21 protein-coding genes and 1 pseudogene are annotated in these 20,943 nt (G+C 72.0%); 14 read left to right on the forward strand and 8 right to left on the reverse strand.

What is annotated here, in order from left to right:
• Positions 1-44: 44 nt before the first annotated feature.
• Positions 45-473: a VOC family protein gene (locus AB0I77_RS12065; RefSeq protein WP_363282339.1), complete on the reverse strand. Its 429-nt coding sequence runs from the start codon at positions 471-473 to the stop codon at positions 45-47.
• Between the two features lie 99 nt (positions 474-572).
• Here AB0I77_RS12065 and AB0I77_RS12070 point away from each other — a divergent pair, with 99 nt between their 5' ends.
• Together AB0I77_RS12070 and AB0I77_RS12075 are read left to right on the forward strand one after the other, a co-directional pair.
• Positions 573-1,481, forward strand: a complete 909-nt coding sequence (locus AB0I77_RS12070) for a pseudouridine-5'-phosphate glycosidase (protein ID WP_363282340.1) — start codon at positions 573-575, stop codon at positions 1,479-1,481.
• Positions 1,482-1,558: 77 nt separating this feature from the next.
• Positions 1,559-2,449, forward strand: a complete 891-nt coding sequence (locus AB0I77_RS12075) for a sugar kinase (RefSeq protein WP_363282416.1) — start codon at positions 1,559-1,561, stop codon at positions 2,447-2,449.
• Positions 2,450-2,538: 89 nt separating this feature from the next.
• On the opposite strand, the gene AB0I77_RS12080 is transcribed toward AB0I77_RS12075, so the two are convergent.
• Positions 2,539-3,333: a methyltransferase domain-containing protein gene (locus AB0I77_RS12080; RefSeq protein WP_363282341.1), complete on the reverse strand. Its 795-nt coding sequence runs from the start codon at positions 3,331-3,333 to the stop codon at positions 2,539-2,541.
• Positions 3,334-3,673: 340 nt separating this feature from the next.
• On the opposite strand from AB0I77_RS12080, the gene AB0I77_RS12085 reads away from it, so the two are divergent.
• Entirely contained in the window at positions 3,674-4,801 is a 1,128-nt protein-coding gene (locus tag AB0I77_RS12085) for a magnesium and cobalt transport protein CorA (RefSeq protein ID WP_363282342.1), read from the forward strand.
• Between the two features lie 80 nt (positions 4,802-4,881).
• Here AB0I77_RS12085 and AB0I77_RS12090 read toward each other — a convergent pair whose 3' ends face one another.
• The 3 genes from AB0I77_RS12090 to AB0I77_RS12100 all read right to left on the reverse strand — a co-directional run bounded on the left by AB0I77_RS12090 (position 4,882) and on the right by AB0I77_RS12100 (position 6,549).
• Entirely contained in the window at positions 4,882-5,313 is a 432-nt protein-coding gene (locus AB0I77_RS12090) for a CBS domain-containing protein (protein ID WP_363282343.1), read from the reverse strand.
• Between the two features lie 181 nt (positions 5,314-5,494).
• Entirely contained in the window at positions 5,495-6,136 is a 642-nt protein-coding gene (locus tag AB0I77_RS12095) for a uridine kinase (RefSeq protein ID WP_363282344.1), read from the reverse strand.
• A 17-nt stretch (positions 6,137-6,153) separates the two neighbouring features.
• A complete protein-coding gene (locus AB0I77_RS12100; RefSeq protein WP_363282345.1) occupies positions 6,154-6,549 on the reverse strand; it encodes a helix-turn-helix domain-containing protein in 396 nt (131 codons plus the stop codon).
• A gap of 99 nt (positions 6,550-6,648) precedes the next feature.
• On the opposite strand from AB0I77_RS12100, the gene AB0I77_RS12105 reads away from it, so the two are divergent.
• The 8 genes and pseudogenes from AB0I77_RS12105 (at position 6,649) to AB0I77_RS12140 (ending at position 15,324) form a co-directional block, all read left to right on the forward strand.
• The gene (locus AB0I77_RS12105; RefSeq protein WP_363282346.1) at positions 6,649-7,377 is read left to right on the forward strand and encodes an NAD(P)H-binding protein; all 729 of its coding nucleotides are present in this window, start codon (positions 6,649-6,651) and stop codon (positions 7,375-7,377) included.
• 36 nt (positions 7,378-7,413) lie between these two features.
• Positions 7,414-8,127, forward strand: a complete 714-nt coding sequence (locus AB0I77_RS12110; protein ID WP_363282347.1) for a DUF2293 domain-containing protein — start codon at positions 7,414-7,416, stop codon at positions 8,125-8,127.
• Positions 8,128-8,139: 12 nt separating this feature from the next.
• Positions 8,140-8,340 (forward strand): annotated as a pseudogene (locus AB0I77_RS12115) (MarR family transcriptional regulator); the annotation flags it as partial.
• A 133-nt stretch (positions 8,341-8,473) separates the two neighbouring features.
• On the forward strand, positions 8,474-8,953 hold the full coding sequence (locus AB0I77_RS12120) for an anthrone oxygenase family protein (protein WP_363282348.1): 480 nt from the start codon (positions 8,474-8,476) through the stop codon (positions 8,951-8,953).
• A 148-nt stretch (positions 8,954-9,101) separates the two neighbouring features.
• Positions 9,102-10,589 carry a glutamate synthase subunit beta gene (locus AB0I77_RS12125; RefSeq protein WP_363282349.1) on the forward strand — a complete coding sequence of 496 codons (1,488 nt, stop codon included), beginning with the start codon at positions 9,102-9,104 and terminating at the stop codon, positions 10,587-10,589.
• A 256-nt stretch (positions 10,590-10,845) separates the two neighbouring features.
• Positions 10,846-13,527: a PEP/pyruvate-binding domain-containing protein gene (locus AB0I77_RS12130; protein WP_363282350.1), complete on the forward strand. Its 2,682-nt coding sequence runs from the start codon at positions 10,846-10,848 to the stop codon at positions 13,525-13,527.
• A complete protein-coding gene (locus AB0I77_RS12135; RefSeq protein WP_363282351.1) occupies positions 13,524-14,456 on the forward strand; it encodes a hypothetical protein in 933 nt (310 codons plus the stop codon). The genes AB0I77_RS12130 and AB0I77_RS12135 overlap by 4 nt, the downstream gene beginning before the upstream one ends.
• Positions 14,457-14,619: 163 nt before the next feature.
• On the forward strand, positions 14,620-15,324 hold the full coding sequence (locus AB0I77_RS12140) for a dual specificity protein phosphatase family protein (protein WP_363282352.1): 705 nt from the start codon (positions 14,620-14,622) through the stop codon (positions 15,322-15,324).
• Between the two features lie 62 nt (positions 15,325-15,386).
• Here the strand turns inward: AB0I77_RS12140 and AB0I77_RS12145 are convergent, their stop codons facing one another.
• Genes AB0I77_RS12145 through AB0I77_RS12155 form a run of 3 tightly spaced genes read right to left on the reverse strand, consistent with a single transcriptional unit; the run spans position 15,387 to position 17,352 of the window.
• Positions 15,387-16,190: an SAM-dependent methyltransferase gene (locus tag AB0I77_RS12145; protein WP_363282353.1), complete on the reverse strand. Its 804-nt coding sequence runs from the start codon at positions 16,188-16,190 to the stop codon at positions 15,387-15,389.
• Positions 16,191-16,236: 46 nt separating this feature from the next.
• Positions 16,237-16,491, reverse strand: a complete 255-nt coding sequence (locus AB0I77_RS12150) for a DUF397 domain-containing protein (protein WP_363282354.1) — start codon at positions 16,489-16,491, stop codon at positions 16,237-16,239.
• Positions 16,492-17,352 (reverse strand): helix-turn-helix transcriptional regulator, encoded by an 861-nt coding sequence (locus AB0I77_RS12155; protein WP_363282355.1) that lies wholly within the window; start codon positions 17,350-17,352, stop codon positions 16,492-16,494.
• Positions 17,353-17,651: 299 nt separating this feature from the next.
• Between AB0I77_RS12155 and AB0I77_RS12160 the strand changes: the two genes are divergently transcribed.
• From AB0I77_RS12160 to AB0I77_RS12170, 3 genes are all read left to right on the forward strand, one after another.
• Positions 17,652-18,401, forward strand: a complete 750-nt coding sequence (locus tag AB0I77_RS12160) for an ATP-binding protein (protein ID WP_363282356.1) — start codon at positions 17,652-17,654, stop codon at positions 18,399-18,401.
• The gene (locus AB0I77_RS12165; protein ID WP_363282357.1) at positions 18,398-18,835 is read left to right on the forward strand and encodes a hypothetical protein; all 438 of its coding nucleotides are present in this window, start codon (positions 18,398-18,400) and stop codon (positions 18,833-18,835) included. Before AB0I77_RS12160 ends, AB0I77_RS12165 begins: the two co-directional genes overlap by 4 nt.
• Before the next feature lie 136 nt (positions 18,836-18,971).
• Positions 18,972-20,939: an ABC transporter ATP-binding protein gene (locus AB0I77_RS12170; RefSeq protein ID WP_363282358.1), complete on the forward strand. Its 1,968-nt coding sequence runs from the start codon at positions 18,972-18,974 to the stop codon at positions 20,937-20,939.
• Positions 20,940-20,943 lie beyond the last annotated feature (4 nt).

Genomic DNA, 20,943 nt, shown 5'->3' on the forward strand with positions numbered 1-20,943 from the left:
CTGGTGGGGGTGCCCACGCGCGCGGGCACCCCCTTCACCTCGCGCTAGTCGTAGTGCCTCGCCTCGAAGACGTTCCCGTCCGGGTCGCGGAAGTAGAAGCTGCGCTTGGCCATTCCACGGGCACCGAAGGAGTCCTCGGAAATGTCGGAGACCGGGACCGACCGTTCCTCCAGGCGGGAGCGCAGCGTGTCGAAGTCGGCGCCGGGCAGGGCCAGGCAGACGTGGTTGACCGGGTGGCCCGAGCTGTCGGCGGCGCCGGGGACCATCTTCATGCCCGCCGCCATGGTGAGCGGCATGAGGTCGAGGATGGTCTCTTCGTTGAGCCGTACAGAGGGGAAGGACACGGTCCCCGCGGCGAACTCGGCGAGCCTCACCGGTGCCATGCCGACCGCCTTCTCGTAGAAGTCGGCCGAGGCCACCGGGTCACGCACCCAGAGAACGACATGGTCAAGACGTGCGGTGTTGTCCGTCATGCACCCCAGGCTGGTGTCGTCCCCCACAGGCCGCAAGTGTTTGGCCGGGTCTGCCGCCCGCCAGAGATGAGGGAAGACCGACCGACAGGAGGCAGACCCGTGGTGCTGGTGGTGTCCGAAGAAGTACGCGACGCGGTCGACGCGCGTCGACCCGTGGTGGCCCTGGAGTCCACGATCATCGCGCACGGCCTGCCGCGCCCGCGGAATCTACAGGTGGCGCTGGAGCTGGAGAACGTCGTACGGCAGGAGGGCGCCGTGCCCGCGACGATCGCCGTGCTGGACGGGCGGCCTCATGTCGGCCTGGACAAGGAACAGCTGGAGCGGGTCGCGAACGAGGACGGGATCCGCAAGCTGGGTCACCGGGATCTGCCCCTCGCGGTGGCCTCCGGGGCGAGCGGGGCGACCACGGTGTCGGCGACCGCGCAGCTGGCGGCTCTGGCGGGCGTACGGGTGTTCGCGACCGGTGGGCTCGGCGGGGTGCACCGGGAGTGGACGGTGACGCAGGACGAGTCGGCCGACCTGGGGCTGCTGGCGCGTACACGGATCACCGTGGTGTGCGCGGGCGTGAAGTCCATCCTGGATGTGCCGGCGACGCTCCAGCGGCTGGAGACACTGGGCGTCGCGGTGGCCGGGTACGGCACGGACCGCTTCCCGGGCTTCTATCTCTCCGACTCGGGACATCCCGTGGACTGGACGCTGGACAGCCCGCGGCAGGTGGCGGACGTGATGAGGGCTCAGGACGCGCTCGACGGGCCCGAGTCGGCGCTGATCGTCGCCAACCCGGTGCCCGAGGAGGAGCAGTTGGATCCCGGGCTGCACGCACGCGTGCTCGCCGAGGCGCTGCACGCGTGCGAGGAGGAGGGGGTCACCGGTCAGGCGGTCACGCCGTTTCTGCTCGACTACCTGGTGCGGCACACCGACGGCGCCTCGCTGAGCGCCAATCTGGCGGCGGTGCGCGGCAACGTACGGCTGGCGGGGCGGATCGCGGCGGCCTGGGCGGGGGCGTGACGGCGGGGCCGCCCCGGCATCGAGGCGCGGACACCTCGACGGATCACCGGCGAAGCCGAGTTCACCCGGGCGGCGCGCTGCTGGTCGTCGGGGACGTCGTCACAGATGTCGTCGCCCGGCACCGAGGGCCGCTCGCCGCGGGCACGGACACCGCCGCTGCCATCCGGACGGTCCCGGGCGGCGCGGGTGCCAATGTGGCGTGCTGGGCCGCTCACGGCGGCTGCGCGGACGTGCGGCTGCTCGGACGGGTGGGCACGGACGCGGCCACCTGGCACGAGCGGGAGCTGGTCGCCTGCGGGGTACGGCCCCGGCTCGTCGTCGACCCGCAGGCGCCGACCGGGACGGTGATCTGCCTCGTCGACGCGGGGGCGGCCGCCGAGCGGACGTTTCTCACCGACAGCGGCGCGTCGTTGCGGCTCGAGCCCGACGACTGGTCGGACGCACTGCTCGACGGGGTCGCACGGCTGCACCTGTCGGGATATCTGCTGTTCTCCGAACCGAGCCGTGCGCTGGTGACGGTGGCCCTGGAGGCGGCACGCGCGCGTGGGGTGCCGGTGAGCCTGGATCCCGCGTCGGCCGGTTTTCTCGTGGAGTTGGGCGTGGACCGTTTCCTGGGGCTCGTCGAGGGCGTGGACGTCCTGCTGCCGAGCCGGGACGAGGCCTGCCTGCTCACCGGGTTGCCCGATCCGGAGGACGCGGCGGCCAAGCTCAGCCGCCACGTTCCGCTGGTGGTCGCCAAGCAGGGCGCGGAGGGTGCGCTGGTGGCCCGGTCCGGCACCGTGTGCGCCCGCGTCCCCGCCCTATCAGCGACGCCCCGGGACACCACGGGCGCCGGGGACGCCTTCACCGGCGCGTTTCTCGCCGCCCTGCTCGCGGGCGCCGAGCCCGAGGACGCGGCGGCGCAGGGGTGCCGGGCGGGGGCGCTGGCGGTGGAGCGGGTGGGGGGCCGACCGCCGGGGCGGGGCTGACCGCCGGCGAGGAGCTGACCGCCGGGGCGAAGCTGACGTCAACTCCCGTTTCCCTCCTTGCCGCCTCTCGCCTCTCGCCTCTACCACTTCTATCCCTTGCGTCCCCACGCCGAGATCATCGGGGCCGTGGCCAAGTCCATACCGCCGGATGCGACGTTCGCGAGGTGGCGGTCGATGTCCTGGTCCGTGGCGAGGCCCGCGGCGACGAGTTGGTCGCGGATCTGCCGGATCGTGGCGGACTCCAGGGCGGCGCAGGCGGGCGAGGTGACCGGGAAGTACGCGTCGGCCTCCACCCGGCACAGACCGGCCTCGCGCAACAGGCGCGGAAGCCTGCGCCCGTAGGCGAGGTCGGCGCCCCGGTCCGCGAGCAGTCGGCGGAAGCCCTGCCGCAGCCGGTTCGCGAGCTGCTGCTCGGGCCCGTGCTCGTCAGGGCAGAGCAGGGGCTGGAGGGCGGGATCGGCGTCCTCGACCAGGAGCCGTCCGCCGGGCCGCAGGGCCTTGCCCATCGACCGCAACGCCCTTTCCCGGTCCGGCACATGAACGAGGACGAGCCGGGCGTGCACCAGGTCGAATCCCTCCCCCGGCGGTTCGTGCGCGCCGACGTCGTGGGTCCGCACCTCGACCGGCGGACGGGCGGCCACGGCGACCCGCGACGTGTCAATGTCGGTCGCGACGACCCGTCCGGTCGGGCCGACCTTCTTCGCCAGCCAGGACACCACGGACGTGCCGCCGGCCCCGACCTCCCAGCAGCGCCAGCCCGGTCCGACGCCGAACGCTTCGAGGTGCCGGAAGGTCGTGGGGTCGAAGAGGGCGGCGAAGGCGTCGAAACGCTCCCCCGCCTCGGTCTGCCGGTTGTCGAGGAGATACCCGTCGGTTCGCGTCATGCCGCGATCATCCCAGTTGCCCGGCTTGTGCGAAGCGGTCGACGCGACACCCACGCGAGATGCGCGACACCTGCGACGAGATGTGCGACACCCACGCGAGGTGCCCGACGCCTGCGACGAGACGCGTGACACCTGCCACGAGAAGGCCCACGTCCCGTCCCCCAGGTCCCTTCGTCCGGGCCCACTGCCCGCGGCCGGGAAAGGATCCGCTGTCCACAGCCGGGAACAAAGCGGAACGCCCTGTTCCCACAGGCTTACCCGCCCCTCACGCCGAGCTGGCAAACTGGCTCGCCAGGGCGCGGCAAGACGGCGCGGGGGAGTTCCACGCAAGGAGATCCAGATGTCCATGGCAGGGAATCTGCGGAAGGTCACGAGCCTCGGCAGGGTCGGCGGCCTCCGCAGGGTGGCACGGCTGGCCCGACGGCGCCCCCGCGTCGACCTGAGTCACCCGGCCCGGTCCCCCCTGGGTTCCTCGGTGGTGAACTGCGTGACGTACCAGGAGGGCGTCCGGGTCCCCTTGGACGGCGATCTGGTCGACGCCGTGGAACGGGTGCGCAAGAGCCGCGAGGGTTTCGTCTGGCTCGGCCTGCACGAGCCGACGAACCAGGAGTTCGCGGGCATCGCCGACCTCTTCGACCTGCATCCGCTGGCGGTCGAGGACGCGGTCGAGGCCCACCAGCGCCCGAAGCTGGAGCGCTACGGCGAAACGCTGTTCGCGGTGTTCAAGACGGTCTGTTACGTCGAGCACGAGGAGCTCACGGCGACCAGCGAGGTGGTCAACACCGGCGAGATCATGGTGTTCGTCGGCCAGGACTTCGTGATCACGGTGCGCCACGGACGGCACGGCTCCCTGGGTCCGTTGCGCGAGGACCTGGAGTCCGCCCCCGAGCAACTCGCCAAGGGACCGTCCGCGGTTCTGCACGCGCTCGCGGACCATGTGGTCGACGACTATCTGAACGTCACCGACTCGGTGCAGGAGGACATCGACGCGGTCGAGACGGCCGTCTTCGCGGAGAACGGCGCCCGGGTCGACGCGGGCCGCATCTACCAGCTCAAGCGCGAACTGCTGGAGCTGAAACGTGCGGTGGTCCCGCTCGGCCGCCCGCTCGAGGAACTCCACACCCGGCCGATCCGTGTGGTGGATCCGGAGATACAGGCCTACTTCCGCGACGTCTCCGACCACCTGCTGCGCGCCAAGGAGCAGATCGCCGCCTTCGACGAACTGCTCAACTCCATCCTCCAGGCGCACCTCGCGCAGGTGACGGTCGCGCAGAACGAGGACATGCGGAAGATCACGGCATGGGCCGCGGTGATCGCCGTACCGACGATGGTGTGCGGGGTGTACGGCATGAACTTCGACAACATGCCGGAGCTGCACTGGCGATACGGCTATCCCCTGATCATCGGCGTCATAGCCGTGGCCTGTCTGGTGCTGTACCGCGGTTTCAGGCGCAACGGCTGGCTCTGACCGGATCCGCGTCCGGCAGGCACGAGGATCCGCGGCGGGGATTGGTGACGGGGATCAGTGGCAGGGATCGGTGACGGGGATCAATGGCGGCCAGGGGTGCGGGCGTAGACGCTCTCGGCCCAGGTCCCGATCTGGTCCTCCGGCAGGTGCCGGGCCAGGTCGGCCTCGCTGATGATGCCGACCAGGCGCTTGTTCTCGATCACGGGAAGCCGCCGGATCTGGTGCTCCTGCATCTCCCGGAGCACATCGCCGACATCGGCGCTCGCTTCGATCCAGCGCGGGGTGCCCTGGGCCATCTCGCCCGCGGTCACCTGGGCCGGGTTGTGGCCCATGGCCACACAGCCGATGACGATGTCGCGGTCGGTGAGGATGCCGCAGAGCCGTTCGTTCGCGTCGCTGATGGGCAGGGCGCCGACGCCCAGCTCGCGCATCAGCTGGGCGGCGCGGTCCAGGGTCTCGTGGGCGGGGATCCACTGGGCGCCACGGTGCATGATGTCTCCGGCGGTGGTCATGGAGTACCTCCCGGTGCCGGACGGCCGGCGCGGCGCGGGGAAGCACCGCAAGTCCCGGCGTCCTTCATTCTCGCGGCGACGCCGGGCGCCCGCACCCGGAGTGAGGTCGGCGCGCGAGATCACGCGCGGATAAAACGCGTATACAAAACATACGAAAGCGGTTTGATCACATCGGATCGCGTCAGCCGTTCCAGGCCGGGTGGCGCGGGTCGTCGGCGCGGACCAGGACGTCGGCGGTGCCGGCCGGGTCGGTCTCGTCCGCGTAGCGCTCGAAGGCGGCGAGGGTCCATTGCTCGGACTCGGGGGTGCGGCGGCGCAGGGCGCCGGGTGAGAGGAGGACGTGGACGGTCAGGTCGAAGGGGAACCAGTGCCGCAGCAGGAAGGGACCATGCAGCAACAGGAAGCCGCCGGGCGGGAGTTGGACGTACGGGCTGCGGGTGGCGCGGTCGGTGTCCGGGTCCCACAGATCGGGCAGGACGCGGCCGTCGCCGCCGGGGTCGAGGGGGCCGAAGACCTCCCGCCACAGGGCACCGGTGTCGAACCAGCCGTCGTAGTAGGCCTCCACGTCCTGGTGGCCGTACTCCAGGCGGAGCGAGGCGGGGCGCAGGAAGCCGTGGCTGCCGACGACCAGCGAGGAACGTCCGCGTATGCGCAGCGCCTCAGAGACGCGCTCGGCGAGGTCCCCCGGGCGGGCGGCCGGGGCGCCGTCGAAAGCGATGCGCGGCCAAGGGCTGCCGTCGGCCGGCTTCAGGTCGAGCAGTCGCTCGGCCAGGAGGTCGCCGAGCCGGTCCCAGGTGATCGCTTCGAGTCGCACACGGCCCATGATGCGTCAGACCCCGGTCAGGATGCGTTCCGCTCGTGCGCGCGGCGGGCGGCGAGCAGGTGTGGGAGGTGGGTGTCGCTCCAGGTGCGGGCGGCGTCGAGGAGGGGGACCAGTGTGCGGCCGAGAGGGGTGAGGGCGTATTCGACGCGGGGCGGGTTCTCGTCGTAGGGGGTGCGGGTGAGCAGGCCGTCGCGTTCCATCGCGCGCAGGGTCTCGCTGAGCACCTTGGGGGTGACGGCCCTGAGCGGGACGCGGAGTTCGGTGAAGCGACGCGGGCCGCCTTCGAGGCACCGGATGACCATTCCCGTCCATTTGTCACCGACCCGGAAGGGCATCTCGGAGGAAGGACAGACCGGGTGGAACATGTCGGGATCCAGAGGGGCGAGCCGTGCGCCGTCCGTGGGGTCGGTCATCGGTCGAGGGTAGCGCCGATACCGTTGAAGTAACCGGGCATTCGGCGTCTAGCGTCCAGGTCAGGCCGTGAACGGCGGCTCCGGACAAGGAGGTTGGGCATGACTGGCGTGGAGGGCACCGGCGGCATCGTCGTCTTCGGAGCGGGCGGGCGGGCCGGGCGCGCGGTGACGGCGGAGGCACGTCGGCGTGGGTACCGGGTGACGGCCGTGGTGCGGGATCCCGGGCGGTATCCGGATCTCGGAGCGGAGGACGTCACGGTAGTACGCGGTGACGTCACCGATCCCGGGTCGGTCGCCGGGGCATCGGGCGAGGCGGTCGCCGGGGCCGCGGGCGGAGCGGTCGCCGCCGTGCACGCCGTTTCGCCCTTCAGCGGGCCGGAGCAGGGCTTCGACTCGCTCGACCCGGAGTTCTTCGTCAAGGCGGCGGACGCACTGCTGGGCGGGCTCGCCGCCGCAGGGGTGGGGCGCCTCGTCGCCATCGGGCTGGGCGCGAATCTCCTCGGGGCGGACGGCCGGCCCCTGATGGACGATCCCGCGATGCTGCCGCCGGAGATACGGCCCTTCGCGCTGGCACACACCGCCGGGCTGCGGCGGCTGTGCGAGGCGGAGGACACGACGATCGACTGGGTGATGCTCACACCGGCCGCGCAGCTGGAGCACGGCGGCCCGCGCACCGGGCGCTACCGCTTCGGCGGCGAGTCCCTGCCCGCGGGGGCGGCGAGTCTGTCGTATGCGGACCTCGCCGTGGCCGTGGTCGACGAGATCGGGACTCCGACGCGGCATCGCAGACGAGTGTCGGTGTTCATCCCGGCGGCGTGGCCGGCATGAAGTGGTCCGGGACCTCATCCAGGGAATGATCCCCGTATGGCGCACCTCGCGACTCCCGCTCCCCGGACCGGACTTCTCGTCATCCAGCCCCTCAAACGACGGCACTGCGCCAAGTGCCACGGCGGGCCGCTGTCGCTGCTCGTCGTCGAGGACGGCGCGCCACGGTGCCTAGACTGTGCCGACCTGGGGCACCTGGTGTTCCTGCCACGCGGCGACACGGCACTGACACGCCGGTCACGGGAGGAGAGTGCGCTGTCGGCGGTGGTCATACGGTTCAACCGGCGCCGGGGGCGGTACGAGCGACAGGGCGTCCTCGTCGAGGAGGCGGGGCTCGCCCGGGCCGAGGCGCGGTGTCTGGCGGACGCCGAGGCGCGGCGCCGGCGCCGGGTACGGGACGCGCGGCGGCGGGCGGCCGAGGACGTGCGGTTCACGGACGCGTTCGCGGAGGAGATACGGCGGCTGTTCCCCGGCTGCCCGGCGGAGCGGGCGCGGGCGATCGCCGCGCATGCGTCGGCGCGGGGCAGCGGGCGGGTGGGGCGGAGTGCGGCGGGGCGGGCGTTGTCCGAAGGGGCGGTGATATCGGCGGTCGTGGCGTCCATACGGCACGCGGACACGCCGTACGACCAGCTGTTGATGAGCGGGGTGCCGAGGCACGAGGCGCGGCGGCGGATCGCGGCGGCCGTGGAGACGGTGCTGAGGGGATGGCGGACGGCGGGGGTGAAAGCGGAGGCAGAGGCGGAGGCCGGTTGAGCGCGGGCCGAGGGTGTCACGGCGAGTGAGGTTGCCTCCGTCGAAGGAGTGCGGCATCAGTCGATGACGGCGACGGTCGCATCGCTTGCCGCGAGAGGGCCGGTGGAGCGGAGCCCCGACCCGGACGACGGGCGGCGCCTGCTGATCGCGCCGACCGCGGAGGGCCACCGTCGGGTGGAGGAGGGGCGGCAGGCCCGGGCGGAATGGCTCGCCGGCCAGGGGTCACCGTCCTGGCCGCAGAAGGTATGGCATGGTCGCCGTACTCGTGCGGGAATTCACTGGTGGTGACGGTGGTGACGGCGGCGCCGGGCAGGGGTCTCGGCTCGATGCGGGAGTTGGTGTGGGCATGATCGAGGGACCGTACTTCGTACTGACGGTGCTGGGTGTGCTCGGGACCGGGCTGGTGGCCGGGGTCTTCTGCGGGTTCTCGACCTTCGTGATGCGCGGGCTCGCCGCGTTGCCGCCCGCTCAGGGCGTCGCCGCGATGAACGCGATCAACGTGACCGCCGTGCGGCCGGCGTTCATGCTCGTGTTCGCGGGGTCGGCGGTGGTGTGCGCGGTGATCGCGGTGGTGACGTTCGTGTTGTGGCCGGACGAGGGGACGGTGGAGCTGCTGGTGGGCAGCGCGCTGTACCTGTTCGGCGTGTTCGGGCTGACCATCGCGGCGAACGTGCCGCGCAACGAGGCGCTGGGCAGGCTGGACCCGGGCACCCCGGAGGCGGCCGCGTACTGGCCGACGTACGTGCGTGAATGGACGATGTGGAACCACGTCCGCACGGTCGCCTCGGCCGCCGCGGCGGTGGCGTACGTGCTGGCCCTCACCTGAGGAACATGTGCTGTCCCAGCCCGCGAAAAAGCGCTGTCGGGCGCTCTGCACAAGGGGCCTTCGGGACGTATCGTGGCCGGAAGAAGTGCCCGAGGAGTGCCGCCCGATGACGCACGGCCTGTCGTACGCGTAGGCAAGGAAGACGGCCATGGCCGATCCCAAGGGATTCATGACCACGCCTCGCCAGGACTGGCCTCGCAGGCCGGTAGAGGAGCGGGTCCGGGACTGGGACGAGGTGTATGTCCCCGGGGCGCTGCTGCCTATCATCGGCAAGCAGGCCGACCGCTGCATGGACTGCGGCATACCCTTCTGTCACGAGGCCTGTCCGCTCGGCAACTTGATCCCCGAGTGGAACGATCTGGTGTCCAGGGAGGACTGGCGGACGGCCGCCGACCGGCTGCACGCCACCAACAACTTCCCAGACTTCACGGGCCGGTTGTGCCCGGCACCCTGCGAGTCGGGGTGTGTGCTCGCCATCAACCAGCCCGCGGTCACCATCAAGAACGTCGAGGTCGCCATCGCCGACCGCGCCTGGGAACTCGGGTTCGCGCCGCCGAGCCCGCCGGAGCGGCTGTCCGGGCGGACGGTCGCGGTGATCGGATCGGGACCCACGGGGCTCGCCGCCGCTCAACAGCTGACCCGGGCAGGGCACACGGTCGCCGTGTACGAGAAGGACGACCGGCTCGGCGGGCTGATGCGGTACGGCATCCCCGAGTTCAAGATGGAGAAGCACCATCTGGAGCGGCGGATCGAGCAGATGCGGGCGGAGGGCACGAAGTTCCGCACCTCGACCGCCGTCGGAAGGGACATCGGCGCCGCCGAACTGCGGGCGCGCTACGACGCCGTGGTGATCGCCACCGGGGCGACGGCGTGGCGTGATCTCGCCGTCCCGGGGCGGGAGTTGACCGGCATCCAGCAGGCGATGGAGTACCTGCCGCTGGCCAACCGGGTGTGTGAAGGGGATCTGGACGCCTCGCCCCTGTCCGCCGCCGGGAAGCATGTCGTCATCGTGGGCGGCGGTGATACGGGGGCCGACTGTCTGGGCACGGCTGTTCGGGAGGGCGCCGCGTCCGTGACCCAGCTGGACATCTACGCCCAGCCGGGCACGGAGCGTGACGAGGACACCGAGCCCTGGCCGACGTATCCGAAGATCTACCGGCTGTCGGCCGCGCACGAGGAGGCCCGCGACCTGCGGACCTCGTCGGCGGCGGACGCGGACGCGCGGCTGTTCGCGGCGTCCACGCTCCGCTTCACCGGTGACGCCGACGGCCATGTGCGCTCGCTGCACCTCGTCGAGGTGGACGCGGAGCGCCGGCCGGTGCCGGGCACCGGGCGGACACTCCCCGCCGACCTCGTGCTGCTCGCCCTCGGCTTCTCCGGGCCCGACCGCGAGGACGGGCTCATGGACCAGCTGGGGCTGGAGCTGGAACCCCGCGGGACGATCACGCGGGACGCCGGATTCGCGACGAACGCCTCCGGCGTGTTCGCCGCGGGGGACGCCGCTCGCGGGCAGTCGCTGATCGTCTGGGCGATCGCCGAGGGGCGTGCGGTGGCGGCGGCCGTCGACCGGTACCTGACGGGAAGCTCCCGGCTGCCGGCGCCCATCGGGCCGTACGACCAGCCGATGACCATGTAAACGCGGGGCATCGCCCTGGGTACCATCGCCTGATTTTTTCTCATCTACCCGAAAAGTGGCTTACGGGCTACATGGAACTGAACTGTGGTGGGATCATCGAATCAGGAGGCGTGCTGTCGTCGTATCCAGATCCAGATCCAGATCCAGATCCAGATCCGGGTCGGCAGCGGCCCGCCCCATCCTTCGTTCCGCCGTCAGGCGTAGGGCCACTCCCGCGCGTCCCCCCTGGTTGGCGGTCGGTCCGGGAGGGTGTTCGATGACGACGCTCGACGAATGTCATGGAGAAGGTGCGCGAGACGGGGGCGAGCTCCCGGGCGAGGTCTCTCTCGGCCTGGTCGAGTCGGCCGGCCCGGCCGTCGTCCCGCTGGATCAGCCCGGCGCCGCGCTGCCCCGACTGGCAGGCTCCAAGGCCGCGAACCTCGCCCGCGCGGCCCGCGCCGGACTGCCGGTGCTTCCTGGGTTCGTGATCCCGCACCAAGAGGGCGGCGACCTGGTCGCCCTGCGGCGCGCCTGGCACGAGCTCTCCGACGGCGGCGCCCGCCCGCTCGTCGTCCGCTCCTCGTCGCCACAGGAGGACACGGACGAGTCATCCCTGGCGGGCCAGTTCGCCTCCGTGCTCGACGTACGCGACTGGCGGGACTTCCGTACGGCAGTACGGACCGTGCTCGACTCCGCGCACCGGCCCGACGGGTCCACGGCTCCCATGGCGGTGCTTGTCCAGCCGATGCTCACGGCCCGTGTCGGCGGGGTGATGTTCGGTGCCGATCCCGTCGAGGGGCGGGCCGACCGGATGCTGGTGAGCGCGGTCCGCGGTGGTCCGGACAGCCTGGTCAGCGGGGAACAGGCGGGGACCAACTACTGGCTGAGCGAACGCGGCCGGGTCCTGCGGACGGAGCCGCCGGAGACCGGCGCACCGTCCCGCCCTGCCGGGCCCTCGGAGGCCCGCGCGCTGTCCCACCTTGCCGAGCCCTCAGAGGCCCGCGCGCTGACCCACCTTGCCGAGCCCTCGGAGGCCCGCGCGCTGACCCACCTTGCCGAGCCCTCGAAGGCCGGCGCGCTGACCCACCTTGCCGAGCCCTCGGAGGCCGGCGCGCTGACCCACCTTGCCGAGCCCTCGGAGGCCCGCGCAGCGGCCGTCCGTGCCAGGCATCCGGAGGCCGGAGGGCCGCCCTTCCCCGCCGAACACCTGGAGGAGGCCGGAGCACCGCCCAACCTCGCGGGGCACCCGGAGGCCGACGCACCGCACTCCCCCGCCAAACACTTCCCCGCCAAACACCCGAAGGCCGGAACGCCGCCCGACCTCGCCGAGCACCCGGAGCCCGGCGCGCAGGCCGCCGCCCGCACCGCGCCGCCGGAAACCGGCTCGCTCCTCACCCGTACCGAACTGTTCCGGCTGGCGCGTCTCGCGCGGCATGGCCGGCGGATCTTCGGCGGGCCGCAGGACATGGAGTTCGGGTTCGACGAGGACGGACGGCTGTGGCTGTTCCAGAGCCGTCCGATCACGGCGATGGCGGCGCGGCCCGCGCGCAGGGCACGGCTGCTCGGGCCCGGCCCGGTCGCGGAGACGCTGCCGGAGCAGCTCCAGCCACTGGAGGAGGACCTGTGGGTGGCACCCATGGCCCGCGGGATCGCGACCGCGCTCGACATCGGGGGCACCGTGCCACGCCGGCTGCTGCGGACGGTGCCGGTGGTGACCACGGTCGGCGGGCGGGCCGCCGCCGATCTGCTCCTCCTCGGCGCCGTCGCGCCCCGGCACAGGTGGCTCGCGCTGCTCAACCCGGCGCCAGGGGCGCGCAGGCTCGGCGCGGCCTGGCGGGTGGGCCGCCTCAGGGGGGCGCTGCCCGGCCTGGCGACGGACCTGGTGGCTGACGTCGACCGCCGGCTGACGGAGATCCCGCCGCCGGCCGGACTCGCCGGTCCCGACCTGGCGGCGGAGCTCCGCTGGACCCGCACCCTCCTGGTCTCCCTGCACGCCCAGGAGGCACTCGCGGGCGCCCTGCTCAGCGACGAGCCGCAGCACAGCCGTACGGCGGCGGGTGCGGCCCTGGCGGCCCTTGCGGAGGCCCGCACCCAGGGCATCCCCGACGACCGGGTGGTCGCCGCGAACCCCCTGGTCCTGGCCCTCACCGCGCCGAGCCTGCGGGGGCGGGGGCGGCTGCCGCAGGCGGTCGCGCCCAGCCGGGACGGTGTCGCAGCGGATCGGGCGGCGGCCATCGTCGACGAGTCCGGTCTACGCACCACCGGCACCCACCTTGGCGCCACCGCGACCGCCACCAACCGATCCGCTACCCCCACCCCTATCTCCACCCCCGCCACCGAGCACCCCGCCCCCCGTCGGTCCCCCACCGCAGCGACCGCCGCCCTTCCGCCCCGGGAAGCCCTCCGTCTACGTATCCGCTGGGTTCAGGAGCTTCAGGTGCGGCTCGTGCGGGAGGTGGCGCGGCGAGTGGGCCTGGACGTGGAGCGCGTCGGGCTGCTGCGCTGGCGGGAGCTCGTTGCCGTACTCGAAGGGGGCGCGCTGCCCGGCGATCTGCACGCGCGCGTGCCGCAGGCCGAGTCGGCTCCGTTGCCGGACACCTTCCGGCTCGCGGAGGGCAAGGTCGTCGTCGCCGAGCGGGACGGCGATCGCGGCGACGGGGTGCGAGGCGTGTCCGGTGGGCGTGCGGTCGGGACCGTCTGGGACGGGAGTGGTCGGCGGCCGGCGGACGCGGTGCTCGTCGTGCGCAGCCTCGATCCCGCGCTCGCCCCGCTGCTGCCCCGCCTCACCGGCCTGGTCGCCCAGACCGGCAGTCCGTTGTCCCATCTCGCCGTACTGGCCCGGGAGTTCGGTCTGCCCGCGGTCGTCGGCGCCAAGGACGCCGTACGCCGTTTCCCGTCCGGCTCCCGCCTCACCATCGACGGGACCACCGGTGACATACGGCTGGGGGATGCGCCATGAGGAAGATCGCCTTCGTCTTCGGGAGCCTCGCCGCCGCCGGGGCGGGGACCTACCTCGTCGTCTATCTGTACCGGTGGCAGTGGCAGCGGGCCCTGCTGTGCGGGGTGCTGCTGCTGGTCGTCGAGGTGTTGCTGCTCGGACTCGTGCTGCTGGGACGGCTGGCGCGGATCGAGGGGCGGCTGCGCGACTCCGACCGGCGGCAGCGGGAGCTGGCCGCGCGGCAGGACGACGTGCTGGCCCGGCTGCGTACCGCACCCGAGCCGGAGCCCAGCGGCGGCGCCCGGTTCCGTTGGCTGGAGGAAACGGCGGAACGTACGTATGTCTTCGTGCCGGTCCTCATGGTCACCGGTGTGCTGCTGTCCGGGCTCGCCTGGGTGGTGCAGCGCGTCGCGTCGGCGACGTCCCGGCCGGCCGAGCGGCGGCTCGCCGGGCGGCTGACGGTCCTCGCGGCACCCGACCCGACCGCACCCGGCACCCAGGACGACCTGGACGACCTGCCGCCGCTGGGCGCCTGGCGCTCGCGGGGCCGCACCGCGCGCGGGGCCGCCGTCGGCGTGGTCGGCGTCGCCCTGGTCGGCGGGCTCGTCGTGGGGCTCGCCGATCTCACCCAGACCCGCGCGGAGGGTCCGAACGAGAGCGCGGCGACCTCCGTGGTCGTCCAGGTCGACCTGCGGGGCACGGAGATGACGGCCGAGCGGCGGTCACTGGCGGCGCAGCAGGTCTGGGAGCGGTGCCGGGACTCCACGTCCGTGCCGCTGAGCCACGCGGCCCTCGGTGACCTGGGAGACGGCTTGTACGCCGGGGTAGTCCGGCCCGCCCTCACCAGCCACGACCAGTTGCGGCTGCGCGGCTGCCTCGAGGACGCGACCCTCGAACGCGCCCACCTCACGGTGGTCGGCATCGGTGACGCGGACATGGATGACAACTGACAACTGCCGACTCGTGATTCACGACGACTGACGCGGACTGACTCGACGAACGAGACCAACGCGACCGTAGGATTCGCATATACACACGTACACGGACAAGACCGCCATACACACCCCGGGTTACGATGCGAGAAGCCCCGTCCCCTAGACCGTCTGGTCGCCCATGGCTGTCGTCACCGCAACCCTGCCCCCTCCTGCCCTTCGCAAGCGCACCGCACCGCGGCGCGCACTGCGGATCCTCATCGCGGTGGCCATCGGCTACCTCGCCCTGTGGGCCTGCGGCGCACTGGGCATCCTGGCCCTGTCCTACTGGGCGCGCGAGGAGACAGCGGCGCCCGCGGGGACCCGTACGGTGCAGGGTGTGCACCACTTCCAGCCGGTGGACGACGACGGACGGCTGTGGCGCGGCGCCGCACCCTCCCCCGCCGGATACCGGGCACTGGCGAGCATGGGATTCGCCACGGTCGTCGACCTGCGCGCCGAGGACCTGAGCTCGGCGCAGCTGGCCGAACCGCGGCAGGCCGGACTGGACGTCATCCACCTGCCCATCCGTGATGGGCAGACGCCGAAGCCGGAGCAGGTGCAGCGTTTCTTCGACATCGTCGCCCGGTCGTCCGGACCGGTGTTCGTGCACTGCGGTGCGGGCGTCGGGCGTACGGGCACGGTGGCGGCGGCGTACCTCGTGAAGTCCGGGGAGGAGTCGTCGTTGACAGCGGTCCGGCGCAACCTCGCGGTCGGACCGCCGTCGATCGAGCAGATCTACTACGGGCTGAACCTCAGCCCCAGCAAGGCGGAGCAGCCGCCGCTCCCGGTGGTCGTGGTGAGCCGGCTGGTGGATGCTCCGCGGCGGATGTTGTCCTGGGTGTAATTACTGGGTGCAACTACTGGGTGCAACTACTGGATGTAACTAACGGACTGTGATGCCTGCCCTCAGGGCTTGCGCCCCACCGCCCCGTAGCCGGGAATGACCCCGTCGTCCTGTCCCGGGATGGGTTCGCCCAGCTCGGGGTGCCATTGGTGGGGCACCGCGACGCCGGGCTCGACGAGTTCCAGGCCGTCGAAGAAGCGGGTGAACTCCTCGCGGGAGCGCAGCGCCAGTGTGACGCCGGCGGCCTTGAGCTTCTCGGTGGCCGCCTTCGACTCCTCGGGCGTGAAGTCGGCCGTGGCGTGGCTGACCACCAGGTGGCTGCCGGAGGGCAGCTCGGCGAGCAGTCGGCGGACCAGCTCGTGCGCGCCGTCCCCGTCGGGAACGAAGTGCAGCAGCGCGACGAGCGAGAGCGCGACCGGCCGGTTGAAGTCCAGGACCTTCCTGGCGCCTTCGAGGATGGTGTCGGGCTCCCGCACGTCGGCCTGGAGGTACTCGGTGACCCCCGCGTCCGTGCCGCGCAGCAGGGCGGCCGCGTGGGCGAGCACGATGGGGTCGTTGTCGCAGTAGACGACGCGTGCGTCGGGCGCGGTTTCCTGGGCGACCTGGTGCAGGTTCGGCTCGGTCGGGATGCCGGTGCCGATGTCCAGGAACTGGCGTACTCCGTGCTCGGCGAGCCAGCGCGTGGCCCGCTGCATGAACGCCCGGTTCACCCGCGCCATCACCGGCACACGCGGGTCGAGGGTGAGCATCTGGCGGCCCATCGCCTCGTCGACGGGGTAGTTGTCCTTGCCGCCGAGGTACCAGTCGTACATCCGCGCGGGGTGGGGCTTGCTGGTGTCGATCTCAACCATTAATTCAGTACCCATCAATGCAGCCAACACAGCCAATTCAGTTAATTCAGCCAATTCAGTATCAAGACAACAGGAAGTCGGCCTCCCCCGATTTCGCACCTTCGATGAACGCGGTCATCTCGTCCGTGGTGTAGATCAGCGCCGGACCGTCCGGGTCGGTGGACTGGCGGACGGCGATCCGGCCGTCGGCGAGCTTCATCGCCTCCAGGCAGTTGCCGCCGTTGCCGCCGCTCCACGGCTTGTGCCAGCCTTCGCTGCCCAGTTCCCGCGCGGGCATGCCGTTGTAGACAGGTATGCGCGGCTTGATGCGATCCATTCACAACTCCTTGCGGAGACCCCGGAGGATCTCCTTCGTGCGATGTGCTGTAGCGGCCTGCGCCGCCATGCGGTCCATGACCTCGAGGTGGGTCGCCACCTCGGCACGCGCGTCCAGATAGACGGCGCCGGTCAGGTACTCGCTGTAGACCATGTCCGGAAGTTCCGGCATGGCGAATCGGAACAGCACGAAAGGCCCGTACGTGCCCGGGTGCGGCCCGTTCTCGAACGGGGCGACCTGCAAGGTCACGTTGGGCAGCTTCGTGGCGTCGAGCAGTTTGTCGATCTGCGCACGCATCACCTCGGGGCCGCCGACGGGGCGGCGCAGCACGGTCTCGTCCATCACGACCCACAGCCGGGGCGCTTCCTCACGGGTGAGCAGGTCCTGGCGCCGCATGCGCAGGTCGACGTGGCGCTCGATGTCGTCGGGGCTGGTCTGGCCGACGGCGCCCGAGCGCAGGACCCCGCGCGCGTAGTCCTCGGTCTGAAGCAACCCCGGGACGAAGTGCGGCTCATACTGGCGGATGAGGGCGGCCGCGCCTTCGAGGCTGACGTGCATCGAGAACCAGCCGGGCAGGACATCGTGGAAACGCTGCCACCATCCGGGCTGGTTGGCCTCCTCCGCCAGTTGGACGAAGGCCTCGGCCTCCTGGTCGGAGATTCCATAGGCCTTCAGGAGGAGTTGGAGGTACGGGATCTTGAGGCCGACCTCGGCCATCTCCATACGGCGGACCGTGGCCGGGGCGACGCGAAGTATGCGGGCGGCCTCCTCACGCTTGAGCCCCGCGCGTTCGCGCAGGTCCAACAAGCGCCTGCCGAGGACGACCTGACCGACCGTCGGCGCCGACCGCGGTTCGCTCACCCTCCACCTCCACAAAGGTCCCTGACCGGACGGCCGCAGGGAATTCGGGCCGGCCACCGAAGCACGCCGACGGCCCGACGACAGCGTCATGAAGCGTCATGACCGGCCTGCGGCAGCATGCTGACAGCCCTGCGGCGCCGTTCGAAGACCTCTTCGAAGATCTGTACGGATCTCCGTCGATCCCAATTGGCGCCGCTCGACGTGCTGTTGCGAGCAGTGTGCCACGGCCCTTCACCGCGTCACACAGCACTCTGCATTTTTCAGAGTGACTCTTGCCAAGTGTTCATGGCGGGGCGATAGTGGCAAGCGTGATTCCGTCCGCGCCCTTAGGAACAGACGCTGCCGCAGGCCGCCCCCTCGGTCTCGGCGCCGCCGCGGCAGTCGAGCCCGACAGGGCCGCTGCGGAGCGCCGGTTCCGCTTCGAGCTGGCCGCCCATCCGGGTTCTCCCGCGCAGGCCAGACGCCTGACGCGGGCTCGGCTGGCCGGCTGGTCGGTCGGCGCGGACACCTGCGACTCGGCGGCTGTGGTGGTCTCCGAGCTGGTCACCAACGCCATCGTGCACACCGTGAGCAGCCGCGTCGTGTGCGAGCTGCACGACGAGGACGACTTGGTGCGCATAGCCGTTCGTGACGAGGGTTGCGCGCCGGGTGAGCCCCACCCGTCGCCGCAGCGGCCCGAGGAGGAGCACGGGAGGGGACTGCTCCTCGTCGACGCCCTGTGTCACGCCTGGGGTGCCCACGAACACGGCCCCGGACTGCTGGTCTGGGCCGAGCTGCCGCGCCAGGCCGCGTTCACGGGCACCCCGGGCGCGGACGCCCTCCCCCGCAACGACCTGGGCTGGGGATCCCGCCCGAAGCCCGGCCCGACCGGCACCCCGGGCGATGAGGACGACGCGGAAGCGCACCACGAGGGGGGAGCGCGCCAGCGGCCCGAAGCGCACCACGCGGCGGAAGCGCACCACCAGGCCGAAGCGCACCACGAGGGCACGGGCGCGGGCGCCATGGGAATCCTGCCGATCGGGCGGAGCCGGGATCGGGGGAGGGTGTGAGGGCAGGCTCCGGCAGCCGTCAGGTACTGAACCTGGACACGCTGGTCCGCCTTCGGCGCGGGCTGCGCGCTCCGGGAACCCCCCGGCGACTGCCCGTGCCCGACGACATGGCGGTCCCGCTGGGCTGCGACGCGGTGGCGGTGCCCGCCCGGTTCGGCCCGCTGCTGATGCCGCGACTGCCGCGCGTGGGGTGCGTCTACGCCGATGAGGCCTACTGGTGGTGGATCGTTCCGTCCGACTCGGACTACGCCCTGGAGTGGCCCGCCCCCGCGCAGTACGCCACCGGGGCGGTCGTCCCGGACGCCCCGCACGCCCCGGACCTGATCCACCGGCCGGACGGCATGCTTCCGTACACCCCGCCGATACCGCTGTATCTGGCCGTGTGCCGGCTGACGGGCACCCCTCCGACATGGTCGAGGCCGGTCAGCGCGTAAACCCGCCCCCTGTCGACCGGTGCGCGCCCGTCTCCATCGGTGTGCGCCCGCGCGCTTCGACCGCTCCGGCCTGCGCCCTGCCCGCGACGAGTCCGCCCCGCGATAGTGGCCGTTCGTCGACGATCGGAGGGCCAGGGTGCGGAAGAAGCGCGAGGCGGGCACACCGGAGGTCTCCGAGTCCGAGCGGCTGCTCTTCGGCGGCCCCCTGCGCTACGACACCGGCTGGAACTCGCACTCGGACGCGTTCCTGGAGCTGAACTTCCGGGCCATGGTGACCCGGCTGCCCGCCTTGCTGACGGCCAGCTTCCAGCTCGCCTGGCAGGCCGACCGGCGGGCCGCGCGGACCGTACTGGCCGCCGAGGTGGGCCGGGGCCTCACCCAGGCCGTGAGCCTGCTCGCGGTCAACAGCGTGCTGGGCCGGCTGATCGGCGGCGGCGCCATCGAGGACCGGCTGCGCGACGCCGCCCCCGCGCTCACCGTCATGGCCGCCGTCATGCTGGTCGGGGCGCTGCTGCGGGCCGCGTCGACGTACGCCACCGGGCGTCTGGAGCCCAAGGTGGAGCGGGTGGCGACCGAGCGCTATCTGGAGCGGGCGGCGAGCGTGGAGCTGGCCGCGATCGAGGACCACACCTTCCACAAACTGCTGGACACCGCGCAGTACGGCGCCGTCTCCGCCCGTCGGATGATCGCGTACTCCACACGCGTGGTGAACGCGATGATCTCGCTGATCGCGGCGGCGGGCGTGCTGACCGTGCTGCATCCGGCGCTGCTGCCGCTGCTGGTGACGATGACCCTGCCGAGCGCCTGGGGCGCGCTGACGAACGCGCGCCGCCGCTACGAGTCGTTCCACACGTGGGTGCAGCACGTGCGCGCGGGCCGCCTGCTCGGCGCCCTGCTGATCGAGCCCGAGGCGGCTCCGGAGATCCGGGTGCACGGAGTGGGCCCGTTCCTGCTGCGCCACTTCCGCGCGATGTCCGAGACGGCGGAGGCGGAGCAGGCCCGCCTGGCCCGGCTGGCCGCCCGTACGGGCCTGATCGCGGCGGCCTGGACGGGGCTGGCGACGGCGGCGACGTACGCGACGCTGGCCGGGTTGCTGATGGCGGGCGCGATGGCGCTGGCGGTGGCGGGGACGGCCGTGATCGCCATCCGCACGGGTTCGCAGAGCCTCGACACCCTCGTCGTGGAAGTGAACTCCCTGCACGAGGAGGCGCTGTTCGTGGGCGATCTCCAGCGGCTCTACACGGAGGCGGCCGAGTGGGCGATTCCGGTGGGCGGAGCGGCGCTGCCCGAGGATCCGCGCGAGATCCGGTTCGAGAACGTCACCTTCACCTACCCGGGTGACGCGACCCGGCCCGCCCTCGACGACGTGACGCTCACCGTCCCGCTCGGCAAGATCGTCGCGCTGGTCGGCGAGAACGGCTCCGGCAAGACGACGCTGGTGAAGCTGCTGGCCGGCCTGTACGCGCCCGACAGCGGCCGGATCCTGTGGGACGACGTGGACGCGGCGACCGCGGACCGGCACCGCCTCGCCGAGCGCATCGCGATGGTGGCCCAGGACTTCAAGCGGTGGCCGTTCACGGCCCGCGTCAATGTGGCGGTCGGCCGCTCCTCGGCGCCGCTCACCGACGAGCGGGTGAGCGGCGCGGTAGCGGAGGCCGGGGCCGAGGACGTGGTCGTGGACCTGCCGCGCGGTCTGGACACGCTGCTGGCCCGCAACTTCAGCGGCGGGCACGAGCTGTCCGGTGGGCAGTGGCAGCGGCTGGGGATCGCCCGGGCCGCGTACCGGCACGGGCGCATCCTGATCGTGGACGAGCCGACGGCGGCGCTGGACGCACGGGCCGAGCTGGAGGTCTTCGAGAAGATCCGCGCCCTGGCCGGCACCGGTCAGACGGTCATCCTCATCACCCACCGGCTGGCGTCCGTACGCCACGCGGACCTGGTGCACGTCCTGGACCAGGGCCGGCTCGTGGAGTCCGGCACCCCCGACGAACTGCTGGCGACCGGCGGGGTCTACGCGGAGCTGTACTCACTCCAGGCGGAACAGTTCACGACGAAGGTGCCTGCGAAGGTGCCGACACAGGTGCCCGCCCCGAAGGCGGGCTGACGGA

It is taken from the genome of Streptomyces sp. NPDC050619, assembly GCF_040654815.1.
In the GTDB taxonomy this organism is placed as follows: Bacteria; Actinomycetota; Actinomycetes; order Streptomycetales; family Streptomycetaceae; genus Streptomyces.